The sequence below is a fragment of the Candidatus Omnitrophota bacterium genome (genome assembly GCA_030688425.1).
Classification (GTDB): Bacteria; Omnitrophota; Gorgyraeia; order Zapsychrales; family JANLHA01; genus JAUYIB01.
In genome coordinates, this window is sequence record JAUYIB010000013.1 from 71420 (window position 1) to 90396 (window position 18977).

Annotated in this window: 16 protein-coding genes; all 16 read right to left on the bottom strand. The window is 53.5% G+C overall.

Going from position 1 to position 18977, the window contains the following annotated elements; translation table 11 throughout:
- Positions 1–3: 3 nt before the first annotated feature.
- The 16 genes from cas12b to Q8Q08_05660 all read right to left on the bottom strand — a co-directional run bounded on the left by cas12b (position 4) and on the right by Q8Q08_05660 (position 18969).
- Positions 4–4779, bottom strand: coding sequence for a type V CRISPR-associated protein Cas12b (gene cas12b, locus Q8Q08_05585; protein MDP2653488.1), 4776 nt, complete (start codon positions 4777–4779; stop codon positions 4–6).
- Positions 4763–4948: a hypothetical protein gene (locus Q8Q08_05590; protein MDP2653489.1), complete on the bottom strand. Its 186-nt coding sequence runs from the start codon at positions 4946–4948 to the stop codon at positions 4763–4765. The genes cas12b and Q8Q08_05590 overlap by 17 nt, the downstream gene beginning before the upstream one ends.
- Positions 4945–5292, bottom strand: coding sequence for a hypothetical protein (locus tag Q8Q08_05595; protein MDP2653490.1), 348 nt, complete (start codon positions 5290–5292; stop codon positions 4945–4947). The genes Q8Q08_05590 and Q8Q08_05595 overlap by 4 nt, the downstream gene beginning before the upstream one ends.
- A 163-nt stretch (positions 5293–5455) precedes the next feature.
- Positions 5456–6613, bottom strand: coding sequence for an AAA family ATPase (locus Q8Q08_05600; GenBank protein ID MDP2653491.1), 1158 nt, complete (start codon positions 6611–6613; stop codon positions 5456–5458).
- Between the two features lie 99 nt (positions 6614–6712).
- On the bottom strand, positions 6713–8314 hold the full coding sequence (locus Q8Q08_05605; GenBank protein ID MDP2653492.1) for an AAA family ATPase: 1602 nt from the start codon (positions 8312–8314) through the stop codon (positions 6713–6715).
- A 220-nt stretch (positions 8315–8534) separates the two neighbouring features.
- Positions 8535–9344: a nucleotidyl transferase AbiEii/AbiGii toxin family protein gene (locus Q8Q08_05610; GenBank protein ID MDP2653493.1), complete on the bottom strand. Its 810-nt coding sequence runs from the start codon at positions 9342–9344 to the stop codon at positions 8535–8537.
- On the bottom strand, positions 9341–9979 hold the full coding sequence (locus Q8Q08_05615; protein MDP2653494.1) for a hypothetical protein: 639 nt from the start codon (positions 9977–9979) through the stop codon (positions 9341–9343). The genes Q8Q08_05610 and Q8Q08_05615 overlap by 4 nt, the downstream gene beginning before the upstream one ends.
- A 105-nt stretch (positions 9980–10084) precedes the next feature.
- Positions 10085–11134 carry a DUF1016 N-terminal domain-containing protein gene (locus Q8Q08_05620; protein ID MDP2653495.1) on the bottom strand — a complete coding sequence of 350 codons (1050 nt, stop codon included), beginning with the start codon at positions 11132–11134 and terminating at the stop codon, positions 10085–10087.
- A gap of 494 nt (positions 11135–11628) precedes the next feature.
- Complete coding sequence (locus Q8Q08_05625; GenBank protein ID MDP2653496.1) at positions 11629–11922, bottom strand: type II toxin-antitoxin system RelE/ParE family toxin; 294 nt, start codon at positions 11920–11922, stop codon at positions 11629–11631.
- Positions 11923–11929: 7 nt separating this feature from the next.
- Entirely contained in the window at positions 11930–12211 is a 282-nt protein-coding gene (locus Q8Q08_05630) for a type II toxin-antitoxin system Phd/YefM family antitoxin (protein MDP2653497.1), read from the bottom strand.
- 109 nt (positions 12212–12320) lie between these two features.
- Complete coding sequence (locus tag Q8Q08_05635) at positions 12321–13163, bottom strand: glycosyltransferase (GenBank protein ID MDP2653498.1); 843 nt, start codon at positions 13161–13163, stop codon at positions 12321–12323.
- Positions 13160–14275, bottom strand: coding sequence for a glycosyltransferase family 1 protein (locus Q8Q08_05640; protein ID MDP2653499.1), 1116 nt, complete (start codon positions 14273–14275; stop codon positions 13160–13162). The genes Q8Q08_05635 and Q8Q08_05640 overlap by 4 nt, the downstream gene beginning before the upstream one ends.
- Before the next feature lie 157 nt (positions 14276–14432).
- Positions 14433–15596, bottom strand: coding sequence for a DegT/DnrJ/EryC1/StrS family aminotransferase (locus tag Q8Q08_05645; protein MDP2653500.1), 1164 nt, complete (start codon positions 15594–15596; stop codon positions 14433–14435).
- Positions 15593–16351: a nucleotidyltransferase family protein gene (locus tag Q8Q08_05650; protein MDP2653501.1), complete on the bottom strand. Its 759-nt coding sequence runs from the start codon at positions 16349–16351 to the stop codon at positions 15593–15595. The genes Q8Q08_05645 and Q8Q08_05650 overlap by 4 nt, the downstream gene beginning before the upstream one ends.
- A gap of 114 nt (positions 16352–16465) precedes the next feature.
- Positions 16466–17461: a kinase gene (locus Q8Q08_05655; protein MDP2653502.1), complete on the bottom strand. Its 996-nt coding sequence runs from the start codon at positions 17459–17461 to the stop codon at positions 16466–16468.
- Complete coding sequence (locus Q8Q08_05660; GenBank protein ID MDP2653503.1) at positions 17458–18969, bottom strand: cobalamin-dependent protein; 1512 nt, start codon at positions 18967–18969, stop codon at positions 17458–17460. Before Q8Q08_05660 ends, Q8Q08_05655 begins: the two co-directional genes overlap by 4 nt.
- Positions 18970–18977 lie beyond the last annotated feature (8 nt).

The window sequence follows — 18977 nt, forward strand, 5'->3', positions numbered from 1 at the left end:
AAGCTAAACATTCCATTCACATGGTGGTTCAATTCCTAAATTGCGAAGGCGTTCTGCATTGATTTTTTTAATGCGTGTCCAGCAATCCTGCTTAACCCGTGTCCAGAAGACTTTGCCTTGTGCTGCCCCAACACTGTCACTGTCACCGGCAGCAACTTTTCGGCCATCGGTGGCAAGTGGCAGTTGATATCGGTCTTTGCCGTCAATTGGCACAGACAGATTATTCCCAAATCGCACTGCCGCATATAAATATGGAGACTTTACGCTTTCCAATTCCTCATCATCACCGCTGTCATCTTCTGCGCTGACAATCTCCTTTTCTTTGACCTTCTTTGTTGTAGGTGGTTCAACAACTTGAACTATGCGGTCTTTGGCCTTGGATGCTGCTTCACTAAAGCTTCCGCGCCGATTTTTGATTTCCAGTTGACCGTCAGTTTTTGCCTCCGTACGGAACACAGAAAAAATATCCACACGATCAGGATGCGCGACTGAACGTATTCCGATGTTTACCGCCGCACCGATGTCCGCATTTTCCTGCAATCCTTCTTTGATAGGATCATGAGAAATAACCGGCAGGAAAGCTGGACCACTGTCCATTGGCAGAACAAGCGTCGCTTTTGAATTATCCGAAAGATTCAGCTTCCCCGCTGCCAGCAAAATCATTTTGGCGCGATCTGTTGGCTGCCGCTTGCCGTCCTTATCAGCTTTTCCGACCGTTTCTTGCTTCCATTTTTTCCACGGATATTCGTTATCAAATCCTTTTGCGACTTGCGCACACCGGATGCCCGGCACGCCAGTACGTGAGCAGAATCGCGATGAAAACCGGGCGTCTACGGTGATGATTTGTATACCGAATACTTGCGCCATGTCTTGCAACTTACCGATGATGGCGCGATGACTCCATTCCATCAATTGACTGTTTTCATAGCGCGAGCGATCTTGGCTCGTTCGGTAACGACTCAAATCTTCCAAGACCACTGCCGCCACACGCGACTTCTTCTGCTTATAGCGCCCGTGAAGGTCGCGCTCTGATTTCAGTTCCCACTTTGATTTTCCGTCAATCGTCACCTCAGCAGGATTCATCAGTTCCAAGCCCAAAGCTTCGGCCAGAATCATGTGAGCCGTTTGATTCACACGCTGCTTGCGTAGTTCGTTAATCTTATCGAGAAACGCCTGTGCTGGTTCGTGAACCCTATCGCCAAGTCGGACTGGTGATGGCTCTAATCCATGGTTGTCCTCTGTGTAAAATCGCCGCTCGAGTTTTGCAAGGCTTTGGCAGCATTGCCGGAAGTCCTGCATCAGGGAGATGCGCTTCATGTTCAAACCACGCATTCCGTGGATGAATCGTTTCGGCTCAATGCTATTGTCATCGCGCTCAAGGAATGACTGTGTAATTTGTCCATCTTGAGTAATGGTGCAGTTGTTCCACTTCCATTTCTTGTCTTGCAGCGGCCAAACAAAGCGCGCTACCTCCGCAATCAGGCTACGCTCGCCAGCAAAAACTCTCATGATGTTTTGCAATTCAGCTTCTGCTGTCTTAGCAAGAGCGTCCCAATTCCATTCACCAGCCCTGTCCGATTGCAATTCCTGTTTCAATTTTACCCAAGCCGTCTTTTGCGCATCCTTTAGTCTTTTGGATTGCTTTTTCTCTTCGCTCGTGCGACCGCCTTTGACCTTGAGAAAGAGCGGATACGTTTCTCCACTGTGCTCGTAAGCCAGCTTTGACCAAAGGTTATCGGGTGCAAGTTTCAGCCTCAATTCACGCATAAAATTATCTTCGTCTTCCTCCAGTTTGTCATCTTTGGACACGAATGCAAGAAAGGCGATGACGTTGAATCGTTGCTCGCCGCGAAACGATTTGAGTTCATCGCCGTCCAGAACTTTATATTCGTGACCTACCTTCTTTTTCGCGCCATTGATTTGCCAGCGGAGTTTGAAGAGAAAACGAATCCGTCCAAGTCGCCGGCGCAAGCGATAGACGAGATGATTGCCCAAGTCTGGAAAAAATTTCAGTTCATCAGGTTCGTGGGGAATTGGCGGCCTTACCGTTGGTGAGAAAACCCGCCCGGCCAGATTTGTGAATTCCGCCTTTTCAGCATCCGAAGCAATACGTCCTCGGCTGCCGCATTTCTCCAGTTCCGGTTCGTTGCCAAATCCTTTATGTTTGTCCTTACGCCAAATTTTTGCGTCCTCGCCTTGCAAACGAAAAGTTCCAAAGTCGTAAGCGTCAAAAACGATCTCGTGCGCGTGACCAGCGGGTGAAATGGTTCGTTGGTTTGGACGGTCAACATCGCGTCCAACTTTCACTCGACCTCGACACCACGCCCCACTGTAACGAACACCCAAGTCCACAGACAGAATATCGAATGGTTCGAATTTTTCGGAACACCAGAGTTTCTTTGCACTGAATTTAGCGTCCGTATCTTCGATTCCATCGGCATTAACCAATGCGGCATCCGCTCCCTTTTTCTTTTCAGTCTTTGCGTCTATCGGCCAACGCAAATTCAGGCCGACCCATTTCCCGTTTTTCTTAACGATGCGGACGGACTTATCGCCCGGAATTTTTGCGATTTCATCAACGAGCTGCTTCTGCATCTCTCGTTCGAGCTTGAACGAGACCATAAAATGCCAGCAGCCCTGTTTGTCAACAGGCAGAAGGGAAGCTGACGAATCCAACGGCTTTCCTTTGTCCTTTTCCTTCCTTGGAAACTTTGGAGGTTTGCCAACAATCAATGGCGTCGCATATTCCGCTTCGACAGAATTGCCTCCAGCATTGGTTATCCGATCTCTTTTGAGTCGACGGTAGCTGAGTGTGAGCGGGTAAAGCGTATTACCATCCTTGTCTGTGAACGCTGGAGAGTCGGTGGGTTCGGCTGATTTCCGCTTTTTGGACGACGCAGCATTTGTTCGAACCAGCTTTACCGGCTTCCCGATGCCCTCACGGTCGAACAAGGCAATTATCGGCGTTGGCGTGACAGGAATGTTAAAATCCAGCGGACGGAAGCTGGTTTCATTGTGCCTGTTCTTCGTATTCGGCCATGTGAAAACGATTGGCTTGGGTTCGCCTGTTGTTTCCTCCCAGACTTTTTTCAGTTCCTCCTTCGCCTCACTGAAAAGCACCCACCACCGAACAAAGTTCCTGGGATGGTGTGACTGCTTATTGTCCCATTCCGACAGCCAGAGCGGATGATATTCTTCCTCACACAGGGTTTTGAAAAAAGCACCGCTGCCGAATCCACCCCCACTTTCTTCGCGAGATTTCTCGATGGCCGCCAACAATTCATCTTCATCAATCGGTTCGCCTTTTTTTGCGATTCGCAGAAAATCCTTCCGAAGGTCCGCCCAACCCCCGATGGTCGCGCGGCGCATTCCGTAGCCAATTGCCCCGCCAAGTTTATCCAGCAATTGACGCATCAAGAGCGGGCGTTGTGTGTCGCCTTCAATTCCGCATAGCTGCTTCGTTCTTCCTTTGTCGTCTTGCCACTGTCCCGTTCCGGTCAGGGCCTCGATCTTTGCACGGCGTTTGCGGATTTGTTCAACACGTTCGTCTGAACGAAGACGGTATTTGAACACTTCCTCGGTGGCACGTTTAAATGCGGACTTGTCAAATCCAGTCCATACCGCGCCGTCCCCAGATTTTGGGGAAAGTCCTAACAGATTGGTAAAAAAAGGAAAAACATAAGCGAATTCCGAACGAACCGCAGCCAAGGGGTCAGATGAATCAGTCTCTTTCCGCTTCTTGATATTTTCAAAAAGCTGTCGTCGGGTTTGGGGCGATGGAGAGAACTTGTAGCGTAAGCATAGCCAGTACGTCCCACTCGGTTTAGAACCGGAGGTAACGGCTGGGTAGTCAAATTGTGCCCGCCGCTTCTTATCTCGCGCAAACTCGCGAAGCGCAGCCACCTCTTCTTCAAATGTTACGGGGAGCAGGTCGGGATCAGATGGAGATGCGTATCGTGCCAACGCTGCTCCTATTGTCTTCAGGGGTTTCCTCCAGAATGATTCTGGACCGCCTGATTCCTGTACCCCGAATGATAAACCATAATCCTTGAGAGCATTTTCACTCGACAGCTCTTGGACTGGTGAGTTGAAGCAATATATCAGCTTCAGTTGTTTTGCATAAGCTGCATCATCGAAGTCCGGACTGAGTGTTGGTTCGACAACCGACTTTAATTCGGCAGCGACTTTCAACCAATAGGCGTTGTTCCGTGATTCGATTTCCTGTCCTCCTTGGGTTGACGCAGGGTTCGCTAGTCGCTGATACCAATTGCTGGCAAACTTTGCCATGTCAGCCAAAGAAGCCTTGGCGGTTTTTCCTTTGCCTTGTTTCTTGAACTGAACAGCCGCACCGGCGAGCTGCTGATAGATGCTTTTCAACGCAACGGTTTCATTGGCGAGCTTTTTTGCGGGAGTCTTGGCATAAACAAATTCCAAGAGTTTGTGCGTCGGATTTACTCCGAGGTCAGGTTGTTTGAGATAGGCTTTTCCTAAATGAGCCGCAATTTGATGCGTTGCTCCTCGCATCAAGTCACTGTGTAAATGCTCCCACATCCGGTTGATCGGCTCGTCGTCCTTGTCTCGTCCGTCTTTAACCAACCCGATGAGGCAAAGGATGTAGTAGCATACCGCATCTTGAAATAACTCGTGCGTTACTCTCAACGCCCGGCAGGTGTTTTCGTGATGAGGTTTAAAATCTTTCTTCGTCTTGCCCGCACCGCGCGTCTTGTGATTTCCTGCAGTTTCTTCAATCAAAACTTCATAACTACGATACAGTGCCATAGCCAGCCTCCAAATCGATATTCACCGCATCCTGAAACAACTCGTGGTGCTGCCAGAGGGCGGATTGCCAATCTTTCAACTCTTCCCAATCTTCAGGAGATTTACCTTTGGCGCCAACTTTAATTTTTTCAACCTTGGTAACTTTTCCCTGATAAATCCGGTTCATCATTTCTTTCCTTCTTTTTCTTTTAAAAAACCCTTATTTACTGAAGGCTCATCCCATATGTCCCGATAAGCGTGGACATAGGAAACCACCGCCTCCGGATCAATATCAAAATAATAACGGCAGAGTTTTTTATATAACACCAGGACCCCATCGTGGAAACAAAAATCGAGCATGCCATCAAGACATTTTTCAATACGCGCCGGATCACGGCTTCGCGTCCTCAGAATAGCTTCGACTTCCAGTGAATACTGGCGCTCAGCCGTGCGAGCAAGTCTTCGCGTGTCTTTGACCAGCTTACCTATACGTTTAACGATATCCTCCCTTTGCGATCCTGTTTTCCTTCTCATCCGTACCTGTTCCTTCGCCGCCCCGTATCCGACTTCGTGAACATCGCCGCGGGGCCAGCGATTTCCATGGATACTTTATACTCTTTCTGCATTTTCAACCTCCTTATCGCTCTCCCTGATCTCCAAAATCCTGTCCACCCGAAACACCCGGATGTCTTTGCGCTTAAATAATCTTTCCTCCCCACAAAAGCTCGAGGAAATTCTGCCAGGGGAGGATACGGATTTTCCCATAAAGCCGTTGCTGCTTTTCGTTAGAGACGAGAAGAGACTTTTTCGGAGAAAATTCATCGGTAAACGCAGCAAGGGAACGCAGGTCTTTGTTGTCCACCCGGCGAGCGCTTTTCACTTCCAGCGCCACCTCTGCTTTCCCCAGAACAAAATCCACCTCAAGGCCTGATTTCGTGCGCCAAAACCGGATTTCGAAATCGCGCTCCCGATAGGAACGATAGGCCAAAATTTCCATCAAGATAAAATGCTCGAAGGCCCTGCCGAACTCTTCTCCGCGCTCTTCCTTAAGAACGCGATTTGTCAGGAATCCCGCCACACCGACGTCAAATAAATAAAACTTGGCCGCCTGGCTGATAACCTGCCGGCTTTGCCGCCTGTTAAAAGGCTCAACCCTGGTCCCGAGAAACGTATCAACCAAAATTTGATAGTATTCCCGGACGGTCTTGTAATCGACGCCGCAGTCCCTGGCAATATTGGAATAATTAGTCAACTGGCCGTGAGAAAAAGCCATGGCCTCAAAAAACCTGGAAAAAGCCGGAATATTCCGGGTCAACCCCTCGGCAAAAATCTCCTCTTTCAAATAGTCCTGGACGTAGGCCTGAAGCGACTTTTGATAATCATCCCGCAAGTAATGGTCCGGAATTAATCCGTGGTTTAACGCCCGGAGCAAGTCAAATTCCTTAAGCTCCGCGGATACAAGGGGAAACATTTCATACCGCCATGCCCTTCCGCCCAGCAGATTGGCATGGCCGCGCTTTAATTTGCGGGCGCTTGAACCGCAGAGAATAAACCTTAGCCCCTCATTTTCTATCAGCCAATGGACTTCATCCAAAACTTGAGGCACCTTCTGGACTTCATCCAGAATGATGGGATGCTTCAAAGCAGGCCCTTTTTGCGCCAGAATTTGCTCTCTTAACAAGGCGGGATTCCTGGTCAAGGCGAGAAATAAATCCGTCCTTAAAAAATCGTAAACCGGACTTTGCGGGAATGCTTCTTTGAGATAGGTTGATTTTCCGGTCTTGCGGGCGCCCCATAAAAATGCGGACTGCTTTACCGGAAGGTTTATCGTTAAAATACGTCGAATGGCTGACATTGGATCATACTCCTGTTTAGTCTGACTTTTTAGAAGTATAGTCTATACATACCGTCTTGTCAATCAATTTGGCTCCCTGGTCATGCCCGGGCGTTTTCTTTAGCGTTTCAATGGTGAGGCGCTCTCCCTGATCTCCAAAATCCTGTCCAGCCGGAAGGCGCGGATGTCTTTGCGCTTGAAACAGTAGGCCTCCACGCCCAGGTAGGTCTTGCCGAGGTATTCCATTTCGCCCACGGCGCGCGGGCCGATGGTGCGGCGGGTCTTCTCATCACCGGCCTTTAAATAAACGATGTCGACGGCTTTTTCGTCTTCGATGGCCTGCTCGAGGATCTTCCGCTTCCGGTCGAGGGGATACAGCTCTTCGGCGCGCCGGTACTGATACCCTGTCATGAATTTCACAACGCGCCAGTCCATAAGAATATGCTTTTTGAGGATCGGCTTTTTCAGCACCAGACCTTCCAGGCTCGTGCAACGGCTTAACGCGACATACATCTGTCCGTGGGCAAAGGTCCCGCGGCCGATATCAACGATGATTCTGGAAAATGTCTTGCCCTGGCCTTTGTGGATGGTGACCGCCCAGCCGAGGCGCAAAGGGTATTGGGTAAAGGATCCGACTTCCTCGGAATCCAGTGTGCCGGTCTTTTCATTGTAAAAGAAGCGGAACATCTCCCAGGTGTAGGGGGAAACCTCCACCTCATCCCCATCGGTCAGCTCGACACGGATGATGTCCGGGTCTTCCGCATCCTTCTCAATAGCGATGATCTTGCCGAGACTGCCGTTGTTCCAGCGTCCCCCGGGATCGTTATTCAACAGCATCACCTGGGCGCCGGTCTTCAGGCACAGAATTTCTTGCGTGGGCAGACTTTTGAAGTCGAAGTCCCCTGTCATCCGGCCCTCATAGCGGGATGTCCGGCCCGGGAGCGCGTTCAGCCGCTGTTCATTGATCCGGTTGGCCAGGTCATTGGTGGTGGTCAGGTGGATATACAACTCGTCCGTGCCGGGCGTAAAATCGGGAATACACCGGCTGTTCAAAACCTTTAGGTGCTCTTCCGTCACGGAATTGTTGCGGACCGCGTTGAGCAGGCCGATAAAATCATCGTCTTTCTGCCGGTAGATCTTCTCCAGTTCGACAACCTCGGCCTGGAAATCCTCGAGCACTTTCGCGTCGAAGAAATACGGGCTCCGGTACATTGTTTTGCCGTTGCCGCCGCCGAACACGGCCCTTTCCGCCGCGCCCACCACCGGAGGGAGCTGATAAAGGTCGCCGATAAAAATCATCTGCACGCCGCCGAACGGGGCATCCGCGCAAGGTCCGCGCGATCTCAGAAAAGCGTCCACGCAATCCAAAAGGTCGGCCCGGACCATCGAAATCTCATCAATGATGATGGCCTCCAGCTTCTGATACATCATCTTCCTAGTTTTCCCAACGCGGATGGCACGCACTGCCACCGGAGTGATGTCGGGCTTGAAGCCGAAAAAGGAATGGATGGTCTGACCTTTGACGTTGACGGCGGCGACACCGGTCGGGGCCAGGACAGCGACGTTTTTGCGCGTATTGGCGCGAAAATATTGGAGCAGTGTGGATTTGCCGGTGCCGGCCTTCCCCGTTATGAAAAGATTCTGCTGGCCGTTCTCCATCAGGCCATACGCCCGGGCGAACTGCTCGTTGAAGTCCAAATTCTGCGGATGACGGGTTGTCATTGTTTCTGGACGCCTCTGTTGTTACTGTTCATTTTGCGGTCACACGAACGGCAGATCCTCGCTCCAATAGCAAATATTTATAGCTGATTGCGGTCTTACGCCAGGGTAATCTGCCCCTCGCGCGGCGCCGTGCTTAACGACGATCCCGGCCTTGACCAGCGGGGCAATCAATTGATTGACGCGCGGATTGTTCTCACCTTTATCCCCCTTCTGCGGCCTTTCACCGGCCGGTCTGGATCATCTTCAGCACATTCCCCTTCGTAAAGACGTTCATGTCGCCGGGGTTTTCGAGGAAATTCACGACGTCTTTGTGCACGGTTTTCCAGTCCGCTTTTTGAACGACACCGCTCAAATATTCCCGCCAGTCATCCTTGCCGGGGAGCTTTTTCGCGTAGCCGGTCTGCCTTAAGGCATTGTGGAGGAGTTTGAAGTTGGGGACAATCGCCGGGAAGCGGGACAAATACCAGGCGAGGTCGAAATAGTCCCTGCCCTTGGTGTATTTGCGGCTTAAAAGCGCGTGGATCTTCCCGGCCAACAGCGAGGACAGATCGTGGGACAAAAAGGCGATGGGAAAAAATTTGTTGACGATCCGGGTTGTCAGAACCGCCCCTGAGGGCGGCCGGCTGTCGATCTCGATTTTGATCGAGAACTTCTGTCCAGGGAGGGGTGAAAGCCCGGCCTCATGGAGCAGCCCGGCGAATTTGACAAAGGCTCCCTGGACCGTCCGCGTTTCCTTATAGACGACCTCGACCTCATAACCGGCCAGGACAAGCTCCCGTTTAATGGCACCCAGCAAATCCGCGAAGGCAAGGGCGGGCTTTTTGTGCAACGAGAAGTCCAGGTCTTCCGAAAAACGCGGCAGATCATATAAAAACCGCAGGGCGGTCCCACCGACAAAGGCCGCCGACTCAAAGACGCGGCGGTCGCCCATGATCCGCAACACATAGGCCTGCAAATATTCGCGCATGGCGTTGTATTTGGCGGCGGTGGACTTCTGCGACGCGGCCAGCTCCAGGCAATAATCTTTCACAGCCGTTTGGTCCCTTTCTTTTCCGTTTGAATGTATTCCCCGATCAACTGGACCGTTCTCGTTAAATTCTTCTTTTGAAAACGGCGGGCATACTCCGCCAACCGGCCCAGGGCGATGTTCTCCGCGTTTTGCAGACGCATTTCCCTCAAATAGTCCAAAGAGACCTTCGGGTGTCTTAAATAGAAAAAATCCAACAAGGCCTTTTCCGGCAGGGCCATAAAAACCGTCTGGCCGTCCATCGTCCGCGAGGCATACCCCCAGAACAGGGACGGCTTTACGTGCCGGTATTCATAACGGCCCGCCGGGGTATTGAAACTTTCGGTCCGCTTGGTCGTCACGGACGTGTAAACGGCCACGGCTTCCGGGATAAGGCCGTGAAATTCCAGGGCCTTTTCCAGGCTGACATAAGAAGGGCTTTTCAAAACGCCCGCCAGGTAAAGCTCGGAAGGGTTGACCTTCCGGTAGGGTTCGGCGAGCAGGTATAAGCTTCGCTTGAGTTGAATCAACCGACCGGCCCTGACCCAGCGGCTGATCTGGACCTTCAAGGACGACGAGTTCCTTTCTTCGGGCGGCAAGGCCCGCAGGTCGACGAGGGGAAGCCCCTGAACCCGCTTGAGGAAGGCATCAAATACCATAGCAATAACTTAACATATTTGTTAAATAATAGCAACGTAATATAAATGGCGTCCCGCCCTCCCTTGTTTCCAATAGTCACGGGGCACAAAACCACAAAAAGCGTCTCACACCCGAACAGCAAGCCCCTTTTCCAACAGCAGGTTGTTCAAGTAAACATCCGTCTCCGGATCGGGTTCGCCGTCTTTGGGGATAAAGACATCCGCCAGGTAGCGGTCGTATTTGTCGGAACGGGAGCTGCGCACAATGATGAGCTGGGCCTCTTTCAGATGCGAACGGGCGAAGCTGCGGGCCTCGTCTCCCTCCGGCGTGCCGACTTCGGGGCAATCGAGATCGCGCAGGCGCAGGACCTGCCGCGTCCAGACATTGAACCCCAAATCCAGCCGGACCTTGAGCGTGTCGCCATCCACGACCTTTTCCACATACGCGGCGTAGGTGAAAAGGTCCTTGACGGTCCGGTCGGTTTTGTAAAATTTATAGCCGTCCTCCCGGGGACGGGATTCGACGATCTGGTTCTTGGCGAAGCCCGTCAACAGACGCGGCTCGACCTCAAAATAGTTGCCGAAGCCCAGGTCCACCAGCAAGCCGGAATCGCCGCTCGCCGCAAGATTCGGACGTTCGACAAGCTTATAGGTATACAGCGTGCCGCGCAGAGGGACAAGCGGCTTGCGGTTGACGGAAGACCCGGCAGGGCTTGCCGCGCTCTGTGTTCCACCCTGCAGTCTCTCCTCTTTGAGACGGACGGCAAGTTCATCAACCGACCAGCCCTTTTGAAACACAGCCTTTTCCAGACGCAGACGTTTTTTATCGTCAGGAATGGCAATCAAAGTCCGGTAATGGCTCCAGGAGAAAAGTGGCCACGTGGCCACTTTTCTCGGGTCGGGGTATTTCTGAACGAATTTGACGCAACGGTGCAGGACCGTATCACTCACCCCCAGGTCCTGAGCCAGACGCTTGACGGTTTCCTGCCCGCGCCGGGCACGCTCGTATTTCAAAATGTGCGCGTGGATCAGTCGGCCCGCCTCCCAATACGTGCGCACTCGCTCCTGCTCGATGCGCTGTTGGCCCTCAACCAGGGTTTTCTTGACTTTAAGGACCAGCGCCGCATACGCGTCGGACGATGATGATTTAATGGTGCTGGATCCCCGCACGGTCATGCGATACAAGCTCCTTCCCCCGCATGATTTGCTGACGCAAATCAAAACTGCGGGGCCTGCGGTCCGCCCGCCAAACTTACGTTCGCCTATGGCCCCGTAAGTTTGGGGCTCATTAATAATAAAAGCCGGTTCTTTCGAACCGGCTTTCCTGATCTCTAATTTTTTCGAAGATGACACCTTGAGACAACATACCCACTCCCTTCAACAAAAAACCTTCACGACGCATTTCCGGCTCGTGAAGGTTTTGATTGTTTTACTGACCTTTCTAAACTGATATCAACAGTAGTAGTCAGTATCTCGACGTTTGCTTTCTTAAAAACCTTAAAATCAGTTGAACAAACGTCAATAAAGTGGCGGATTTATCCCTTCAAACTGCACCACGACGATCGCTGAACTTTTTTAGTTATAACTCCATGGGAGATTTTTGTCAAGCTTCTCAATTAGGCCCGATTCTCTCCTTCTGCCGCCGCCAGGTCTCGCCCGACAGAAACGATCTAAAGTTTTTTCAATCGCGCGAACAGCTCCTGATAGACCTTGTCGTCTCTGCGGATGCCGACTTTGATCACAAAGACAAGGACTTCATTCTTGACGATTTTGTAAATCACGCGATAATCACCGACTCGGAGACGATGATAGCGCCTGAATTCCCCGGTCAACGGTTTGCCGTATTCTTCGGGAGACGCCGTCAACTTTTTGTGGATTGTGGCGAGGATTGTTTTTTGATCGACCGGCGGGATGGTTTTGAAATCCTGCTCCAAAACCAGGCGATGGATTCGAACTTGCCACATCGGGAAATTAGACCTTGATTTTTTTAATGACTTCCTGAATGTCCAGATAATCCGAAGACTTGGCCCCGGCCTCGCGTTCCTTGGCCAGATACCCGAGCGCAAAATCTTCAAGCAACTCCAGGGTCGCCTCCATCTGATTGTATTTTTCCATATCCAGAAGGACGGCAACCGGTTTATTTCGGCGCCCGATCAAGACTTTGTGCTTTTTGGCCTCGGCCAAAATTTGATCAATGTGGGTTCTTAATTCTGAGACCCCCACCAGGGTGGTATCTTCTCGAACGGTAATCATCGCTTTCTCCTCCTCTCGCAGGAGCTCTGGAACAAGGATAGCATTAGCATGATGAATTGTCAAATGTATTGCGCATTGGAATGTCAATCTAACATGCAACTTGAGGAGGCTATTCTATTTTTCCCTTCTCCCTCTTCCAAGTCTTCATGCGGAGATTAAGGATGTGACCGGGATGCCACCAGTAGCGCCGGCAGATGCCGGCATAGTCTTCCCGGCTTAAAGCGTGGACGGCGACGCGGGCTTTCATCACGGCGGGGTGAGAGCCGAAATACGGCGGGAAGCGGTTCAGATCGCCGTAGGAATACTCCCCTTCGCGCTCCTCGGCTTTCAGGGACGTGAACCCGATCTGCTCGGCGTTCACGCGGCGCCGGGTCATGACGTCTCCGGAATGGACCCAGCCGTAATGATACAGCAGGCACCCGGTATTGCGGCGGCGCAGGTCCTGCCCGTCCTTGCGGCCGAACCCCCAGGCGTCGCCGATGGATTCGATCCGGCCGTTGTTGCGGACGATACGGTCCTGCTTCTGATACCAGCCGTGGTCGACCCGGTAACGGTAGTAACTCCCGTAAAAATGCAGCCAGGAAAAACGCAGGGCGTCCGTTTGTTCATCCGTGAGATGCTTTTCCATGACACGGTGGAGCCGCGGCAGGTCGTCCTCATGGATGACCTCATCGGACTGCAGATAAAACGCCCAGTCTCCGGCGCATTCCTTGAGGGCGATGTTGGTCTGCCGGGAGAGGACAGTTTTCCCCTCGGAGAAATCCCATTTCGTCTGGATGACGCGGACCTTGGGGTCGCGCAGGGACCGGATCAGCCCCAGCGTGTCGTCTTCGGATTCCCCGACGTTGACGATGAACTCGTCGCAGACCGGGAGGATGGAACGGATGGATTCCAGGGCGGGGTAGTTATACTTGACGGCGTTGCGGACGATGGTGAAGCCGCTCACCTTCATAGCGTTTTGTAAACCTCTTCATAAACCCCCAGGGTTTCCTGGGCGGTTTTCAGAAAAGAAAAATCCTGCGCGCGATGCAGGCCTTTGTCTTTAAGCGACTTTCTCAATTTGTCGTCCTGGAGGACCTGATGGATCGCTTCGGCGATCTCGACCGGGAATTCGGGGTTCACCGTCAACGCGGCGTCCTTGGCGATCTCGGGGCAGGAGGACACGTTGGAGGTCACGACCGCCGCCCCGCAGCAAAACGCCTCCACAATGGGAAAACCGAACCCTTCATAAAAGGACGGGAACACAAAAACATCGGAGAGATTGTAAAAATAGCGCAGGGCCTCATCGGAAACATACCCCAAAAAAATCACCTGGTTGCGCAGGTTCAACTGCTTGAGGACGTCGCTGATGATCTCCTGCATCCAGCCTTTCATCCCGATGACCACGAGCTTGCCGGGGTATTTGTGCTTCTGTTTGAGCTGGGCGAAGGCGCGCAGGAGGTTCTGGAGGTTCTTGCGCGGCTCGATCGTGCCGACGAACAGGACGAACGGGCCCGTGATCCCCTTGCGCCGGATATACCCCTCGGCCTTCCGCCGTTCATGGTCGCCGACCGGATAGAATATTTTCTTGTCCACGCCCTGATACACCAGCGCGACCCTGGACAGGTCCACCGGGAAATACCGGCACAGGTCGTTGATCGTGTTCTGCGAACAGCAGATGATCTTGTCGGCCCGCTCCACGATCTGGTGCAGCTGTTTGTCGGTCGTCTCAATGGTCTGCGGGGTGTGTCCCTGGGGATGCGCCTTGTAAACAAGGTCGTGGACGGTCACGATGACCTTGGCATCATGGATATGGAAAAAATCCGGGCTGGGGGAATGGTAAAGGTCGGCCGTCTTCAGGGTCTGGTCGAGGCCGTGGTTGAGCCAGTCGATCTTGACGGAAAAATTCTTGGCGTTGATCCGCGGGGCCCGGCGCTTGAAGTCGAAATAGCTCTTGCGCACGTAGAGCCAGTATTCGTTGGCCTGGTCGATTTCGCTCAGCGTCTTGACGAGGTTATAGGCATAGCGCCCGATACCGGCGTAATGCGTGGTGAGGAAGGAACGGCAGTTGATGGCGACGCGCATGGAGATTCAGATCCCTTCGCGGTTTCAGGGACAATTTCATAACCTTCTTTTCCTGCGTCCGGCATGATGAAAGCTTCGGGCTGCGCCTGCAGGCAGGAAACTCGCCGGGACACAGCCCCCTCTCATGAACAGCAAAACAAATGGTTATGAAGCCATTTTAAAGACGCTTGGATTTCAGGAATTCCGCCACAGATTCGACGACCCAGTCCAGCTGCGGGATCTCGATGTCCTGGTGGATGCCGATGTGGAACCCGTGGTCCCCGCAGTATTCCGCCTCCGGAAAATCTCCGAGCTTGTGCCCCAGAAATGCGTAACTCGGGCATTGCGTCGGCATGGAATAAAACAGATTGCGGGAATCCACGCCCTTGGCGTCCAGAAAATTCACGATCTCGTCCTTGGTGAAACCGGCGTTCTCCCGAAGAATGACCGAAAACGCGTGCGGGCCGATTTTCTCCCCGGCGTCCTCCCGGATCGTGATGAAAAAACGTTCGAATTTCCTGAATTTTTCGATAAGGTACAATAAATTCCGGCGGCGGCGCTCCAGTATCTCCGAGAAAATCCTGATGTTCCCCAGCCCCACGGCGGCTTCGATCTCGTTCATCTTGGCGGAGAAGCCGATCCGGCGAAACTCGAATTTATTCACGATCCCGTGGTTGCGCAAAGACCGGACAATGTCCGCCATGCGGCTGTCGTTGGTAATCACCATGCCGCCCTCGATCGTGGTGACGATGTGCGCGGCGTAGAGACTGAAAGCGGCCAGGTGGCCGATGCTCCCGACCAGCCGGCCCTTATATTCGGCGCCGTGGGCCTCGGCCGCGTCCTCAATGACGTACAGCTTGTGCGTCTTGGCGATCGCCATGATCCGGTCCATCTCCGCCGGCTTTCCCATCAGGTGCACCGGCATGATGCCGCGTGTCTTTTCTGTGATCACCTGCTCGATCTTATCCACATCGATGTTCAATGTCTCGCGCTTGACGTCCACAAAAACCGGTTTGAACCCGGCCTGGAAGACCGCGTTTCCGGTGGCGATGAAGGACAGGGCCGGGACAATGATCTCGTCCCCCCGCCGGGCGCCGTAATCATACAGGACGGCCAGCGACAGGGCGTCGGCGTCGGTGCCGCTGCTCACGGCCACGGCCTCTTTGACGCCGAACAATTTGGCGAACTGGCGCTCAAATTCCTCAACGTATTTGCCCCGCGTCACCAGCTTGGTCGTAATGGCCTGGTCGATCAGCTTGCGGGCCTCCTCGGTGATGGACACCGTCCCGAACGGGACTTTGTATTTCGTCTTGGCTTCGACACTCAAAGGCTTCTGGTTCATGCGGCCTTCCTCTTGGCTAAAAGCTTCTGCGCCTCCTGGTAACGTTCGGGGGTCCCGATGTCCAGGAAGCGGTCCTCCATGATGTATCCCAAGAAATTCCACCCGATCAGGCCGGGGAAAAGATCATACTCCAGAGAAAAAACGTTCTTGCGTGGCATCCGGTCGAAGATCACTTTGTCAAAACAGTAGACCCCGGCGTTCACATATCCCGTTTTGAATTTCGCGGCAAGTCCGGAAAGGTCCTCTCGCGTCTTCTCCAGAAACCCGGCCACGCGCTTTGAACGGTCCAGCAGGACGGAACCGAAATCCCCGCGGTTTTCCGTTTCCGCCACCACCACCGATCCCAGGGCCTTTTCATCCCGATGAAATTTCACAAAAACTTTGTAATCCAGCGGGCAGAAACAGTCGCCGTTCACGATGAGGAACGGATCGCTCTTGACGAACCGCCGGGCGTTCTTGACCGCGCCCCCCGTGCCCAAGGGCGCCTCTTCCCGGGAAAATACAATTTCAAGCCCAAGATCTTGCGTGCGGTAATATTCCTCGATCACGTCGGCCTTAAAGCCGGTGCACAAAATCACACGGCGAAAACCCTGATCCCGCAAATATTTTAAAAGGATATTTAAGAACGGCTCTTCTTTGATCGCGGCCATGGCCTTGGGGCTTTCGCCGGTCACGGATCTAAGCCGCTTGCCGAGCCCGCCGCAGAGGATCAGGACGTCGATGGATTTAAGGTCGGTCACTGTCGTAAGGCTCATGAGCCCCGGCTGCTTTAACCGCCGAAAATCGCTCCGCGATTTCGGCAAAGCAAAACGCCGGGGTTAATTCGCGCAACAACTTGCGTTCACTGCGTTCCGCAAGTTGTGCGCTCATTAAACTTTCCCGCTGTTCGGCTGGTAGAAGATGATCTGGCTGCCGAGGTTCTCGAACTTGAACGGGATCATCAAAAGATTGCGCAATTTCTGACGGATGGCTTTCTGCTTTTCCGGCGGGGCAAAGACGAGGACAAAGCCGCCGCCCCCGGCGCCCAGGAGTTTGCCGCCGATGGCCCCGGCCCGCCGCGCGGTTTCATAGATCTGGTCGATGTGCGGGTTGGAGATCTTGGTGGACAGCGACCTTTTCAGCTGCCAGCTCTCGTGCAGGAGCTTGCCGAAACGGGTCACATCGTTGCCGTTGAGGATATTGACCGCTTCCAGGGCCATCTGGTGCATGGCCTTGAGCTCATTTTGTTTTTTCGGGATATTCCTGATCTGTTCCGCGGCCACCTCGGACGCCGTTCGTGAAAAACCTGAAAAGAACATCATCAGGTGCCGCTCCAGGTCCCGGCTCTTGTCCTGGCTGAACGTCACCTTGCGGACCTGCAGATGGGTGCGGCCGCCGAACTCGATAAAATTGAACCCGCCGTAAGCGGCCAGGGTCTGATCCTGGCAGCCGACATTCTCCTTGCACATTTTCTGCTCGATGTGGATCGCCTCGTTCGCCAGCTGTTCTTTGGTGGTCATGATGCCCTTGAGGGCGTAAAGGCTGTTCAACAGCCCGACGGTAAACGACGAACTCGACCCCAGCCCCGTGCGCGCGGGGAGATCGCCGTCGTGATGGATCTCCAGCCCCTGCTTGATGCCGAGGAACCGGATGACCTCGCGCACGGCCGGGTGGTCGATCTCATTGACCTTTTGCACATGCTCCATTTTGGAATAGATGATGCGCGACTTGTGGTCGAAAAACGGCGGCAGATAACGGCAGGTGATGTAGCAATATTTGTCGATGGTGGTGGCGAGGACCGCGCCCGGGTGTTTTTCAAACCATCCGGGATAATCTGTCCCTCCTCCGAAAAACGACACGCGAAACGGGGTTCGGCTGATGATCATGGGACCGGTTGCTCCTCTAAAAGTTTCCGTTTGAGTTTGATCTGCGTGGATCGAAGGGTCTCGTCCGCCGCGACCTGCCCGAACTTGCGCTTGAGAAGGTCGAGGAATTTCGGGTTGGTGTGATACGCCAGCCACGCCTTGTCGCGGAAACCCAGGACCTGACTGGCCGACAGGCGCTTCGTCGGCAGCGGCTGGGTGTGATAGGAATGCTGGGAAAATCCGGCGTAGGTCTCGGGCAGTTTCCATCCTTCCTTTATGGCGATGCCGTGCAAGGGGCTCCCCGGATAGGCCATGGCCGAATAGAAATTCGCCATCTCGGTGCAGAGCTCCAGGGACAGGTCCAGGGTCTGCTGCATGCTGTCATAATCGTCTTCCGGAAGGCCGAAGATGTAATTGGCCGCGACGTTGATCCCGTGGTCGCGGATCTTTTTGACGATGCCGCGGATGTCCACGTCCTCAAAACGGCCCTTGGTCACGTCTTTGCGGACCCGGGTGTTGCCGCTCTCGATGCCGAGGGCGAGGTAATTCACCCCGGCCTTTTTCAGGGTCTCCAGGTAGGGCTCTTTGACCGTGTCCACCCGGGAATAGCACCAGATGTTGAATTTATGTCCGCGCTGGATGATGAGCTCGCAAAGCTTCATGAAATGGTTGGCGTTGAGGACAAAAAGTTCGTCGGCGATCTTGATGTTGGTGATCCCCATCTCGGCGAAGGTGTCGAAATCGCGGATGATGAATTCGGGGTCCCAGTACCGGAAGACCGCGCTGCCGTCGGAGTATTCGTTGTCCTGGCGGTTGATGATGTTGATCATGCAGAACGAACACTTCATCGGGCAGCCCAGACTGGTATAAAGCGCGGCGAACGGCTGCCGCTGGCTGTTGTTGGGAAGGGCGTGCCAGAGGGCCGTGCGGTAATTCTTCATCGGCAAAAGATCCCACGCCACGCCCGGCAGGTCGCTCGGCAGATCCGGCTTGGCCACGATCGGCGACGGGGGATTGAGGATGACCCCGCCGTCCTGACGGTATCCCAGGCCCAGGACCTTGTCCAGGCGGCTCGCCAGGTCCGTCTGCAAAAGGGTGGAGATCGTGTAAACGCCCTCGTTCTGACAGACAAAATCCACGCAGGCATGGCGCTCCAGAACCTCGCGCGGCAGGGCGGCGATGTGGCCTCCGACAAACAAAATCTTGATTTCGGGATTGAGCCGCTTGACCGCTTCCGCAAGGGGAACCGCGCCCTCCATATTCTGGGAACTGGCCGACGGCTGCTGGCCGTAAACGACAAAGCAGACCACGCGCGGGTTGCGCTCCTTGATCATGGACGCGGCCTGGTCATCTTCGAGATGCAGGGCTTCGCAGTCCAAGAGGTCCACGCTGAATCCCTTGATGCGGCAATGGTTCGCCAGCATCCCCGCCCAGATCGGCGGCTCGATGGCGGAAAAATCCTTGCTCAGATCCTGATAGATCTTATGGGCCGCGTTGGGATGAAGGAATAAGATGTCGAGTTGTTTCATAGTTCTAA

Bases quoted from the DNA above. Each gene is read 5' to 3' on its own strand.
- cas12b (MDP2653488.1), bottom strand. From the start codon at position 4,779: ATGGCACTGTATCGTAGTTATGAAGTTTTGATTGAAGAAACTGCAGGA.
- Q8Q08_05590 (MDP2653489.1), bottom strand. From the start codon at position 4,948: ATGATGAACCGGATTTATCAGGGAAAAGTTACCAAGGTTGAAAAAATT.
- Q8Q08_05595 (MDP2653490.1), bottom strand. From the start codon at position 5,292: ATGAGAAGGAAAACAGGATCGCAAAGGGAGGATATCGTTAAACGTATA.
- Q8Q08_05600 (MDP2653491.1), bottom strand. From the start codon at position 6,613: ATGTCAGCCATTCGACGTATTTTAACGATAAACCTTCCGGTAAAGCAG.
- Q8Q08_05605 (MDP2653492.1), bottom strand. From the start codon at position 8,314: ATGACAACCCGTCATCCGCAGAATTTGGACTTCAACGAGCAGTTCGCC.
- Q8Q08_05615 (MDP2653494.1), bottom strand. From the start codon at position 9,979: ATGGTATTTGATGCCTTCCTCAAGCGGGTTCAGGGGCTTCCCCTCGTC.
- Q8Q08_05620 (MDP2653495.1), bottom strand. From the start codon at position 11,134: ATGACCGTGCGGGGATCCAGCACCATTAAATCATCATCGTCCGACGCG.
- Q8Q08_05625 (MDP2653496.1), bottom strand. From the start codon at position 11,922: ATGTGGCAAGTTCGAATCCATCGCCTGGTTTTGGAGCAGGATTTCAAA.
- Q8Q08_05630 (MDP2653497.1), bottom strand. From the start codon at position 12,211: ATGATTACCGTTCGAGAAGATACCACCCTGGTGGGGGTCTCAGAATTA.
- Q8Q08_05635 (MDP2653498.1), bottom strand. From the start codon at position 13,163: ATGAAGGTGAGCGGCTTCACCATCGTCCGCAACGCCGTCAAGTATAAC.
- Q8Q08_05640 (MDP2653499.1), bottom strand. From the start codon at position 14,275: ATGCGCGTCGCCATCAACTGCCGTTCCTTCCTCACCACGCATTACGCC.
- Q8Q08_05645 (MDP2653500.1), bottom strand. From the start codon at position 15,596: ATGAACCAGAAGCCTTTGAGTGTCGAAGCCAAGACGAAATACAAAGTC.
- Q8Q08_05650 (MDP2653501.1), bottom strand. From the start codon at position 16,351: ATGAGCCTTACGACAGTGACCGACCTTAAATCCATCGACGTCCTGATC.
- Q8Q08_05655 (MDP2653502.1), bottom strand. From the start codon at position 17,461: ATGATCATCAGCCGAACCCCGTTTCGCGTGTCGTTTTTCGGAGGAGGG.
- Q8Q08_05660 (MDP2653503.1), bottom strand. From the start codon at position 18,969: ATGAAACAACTCGACATCTTATTCCTTCATCCCAACGCGGCCCATAAG.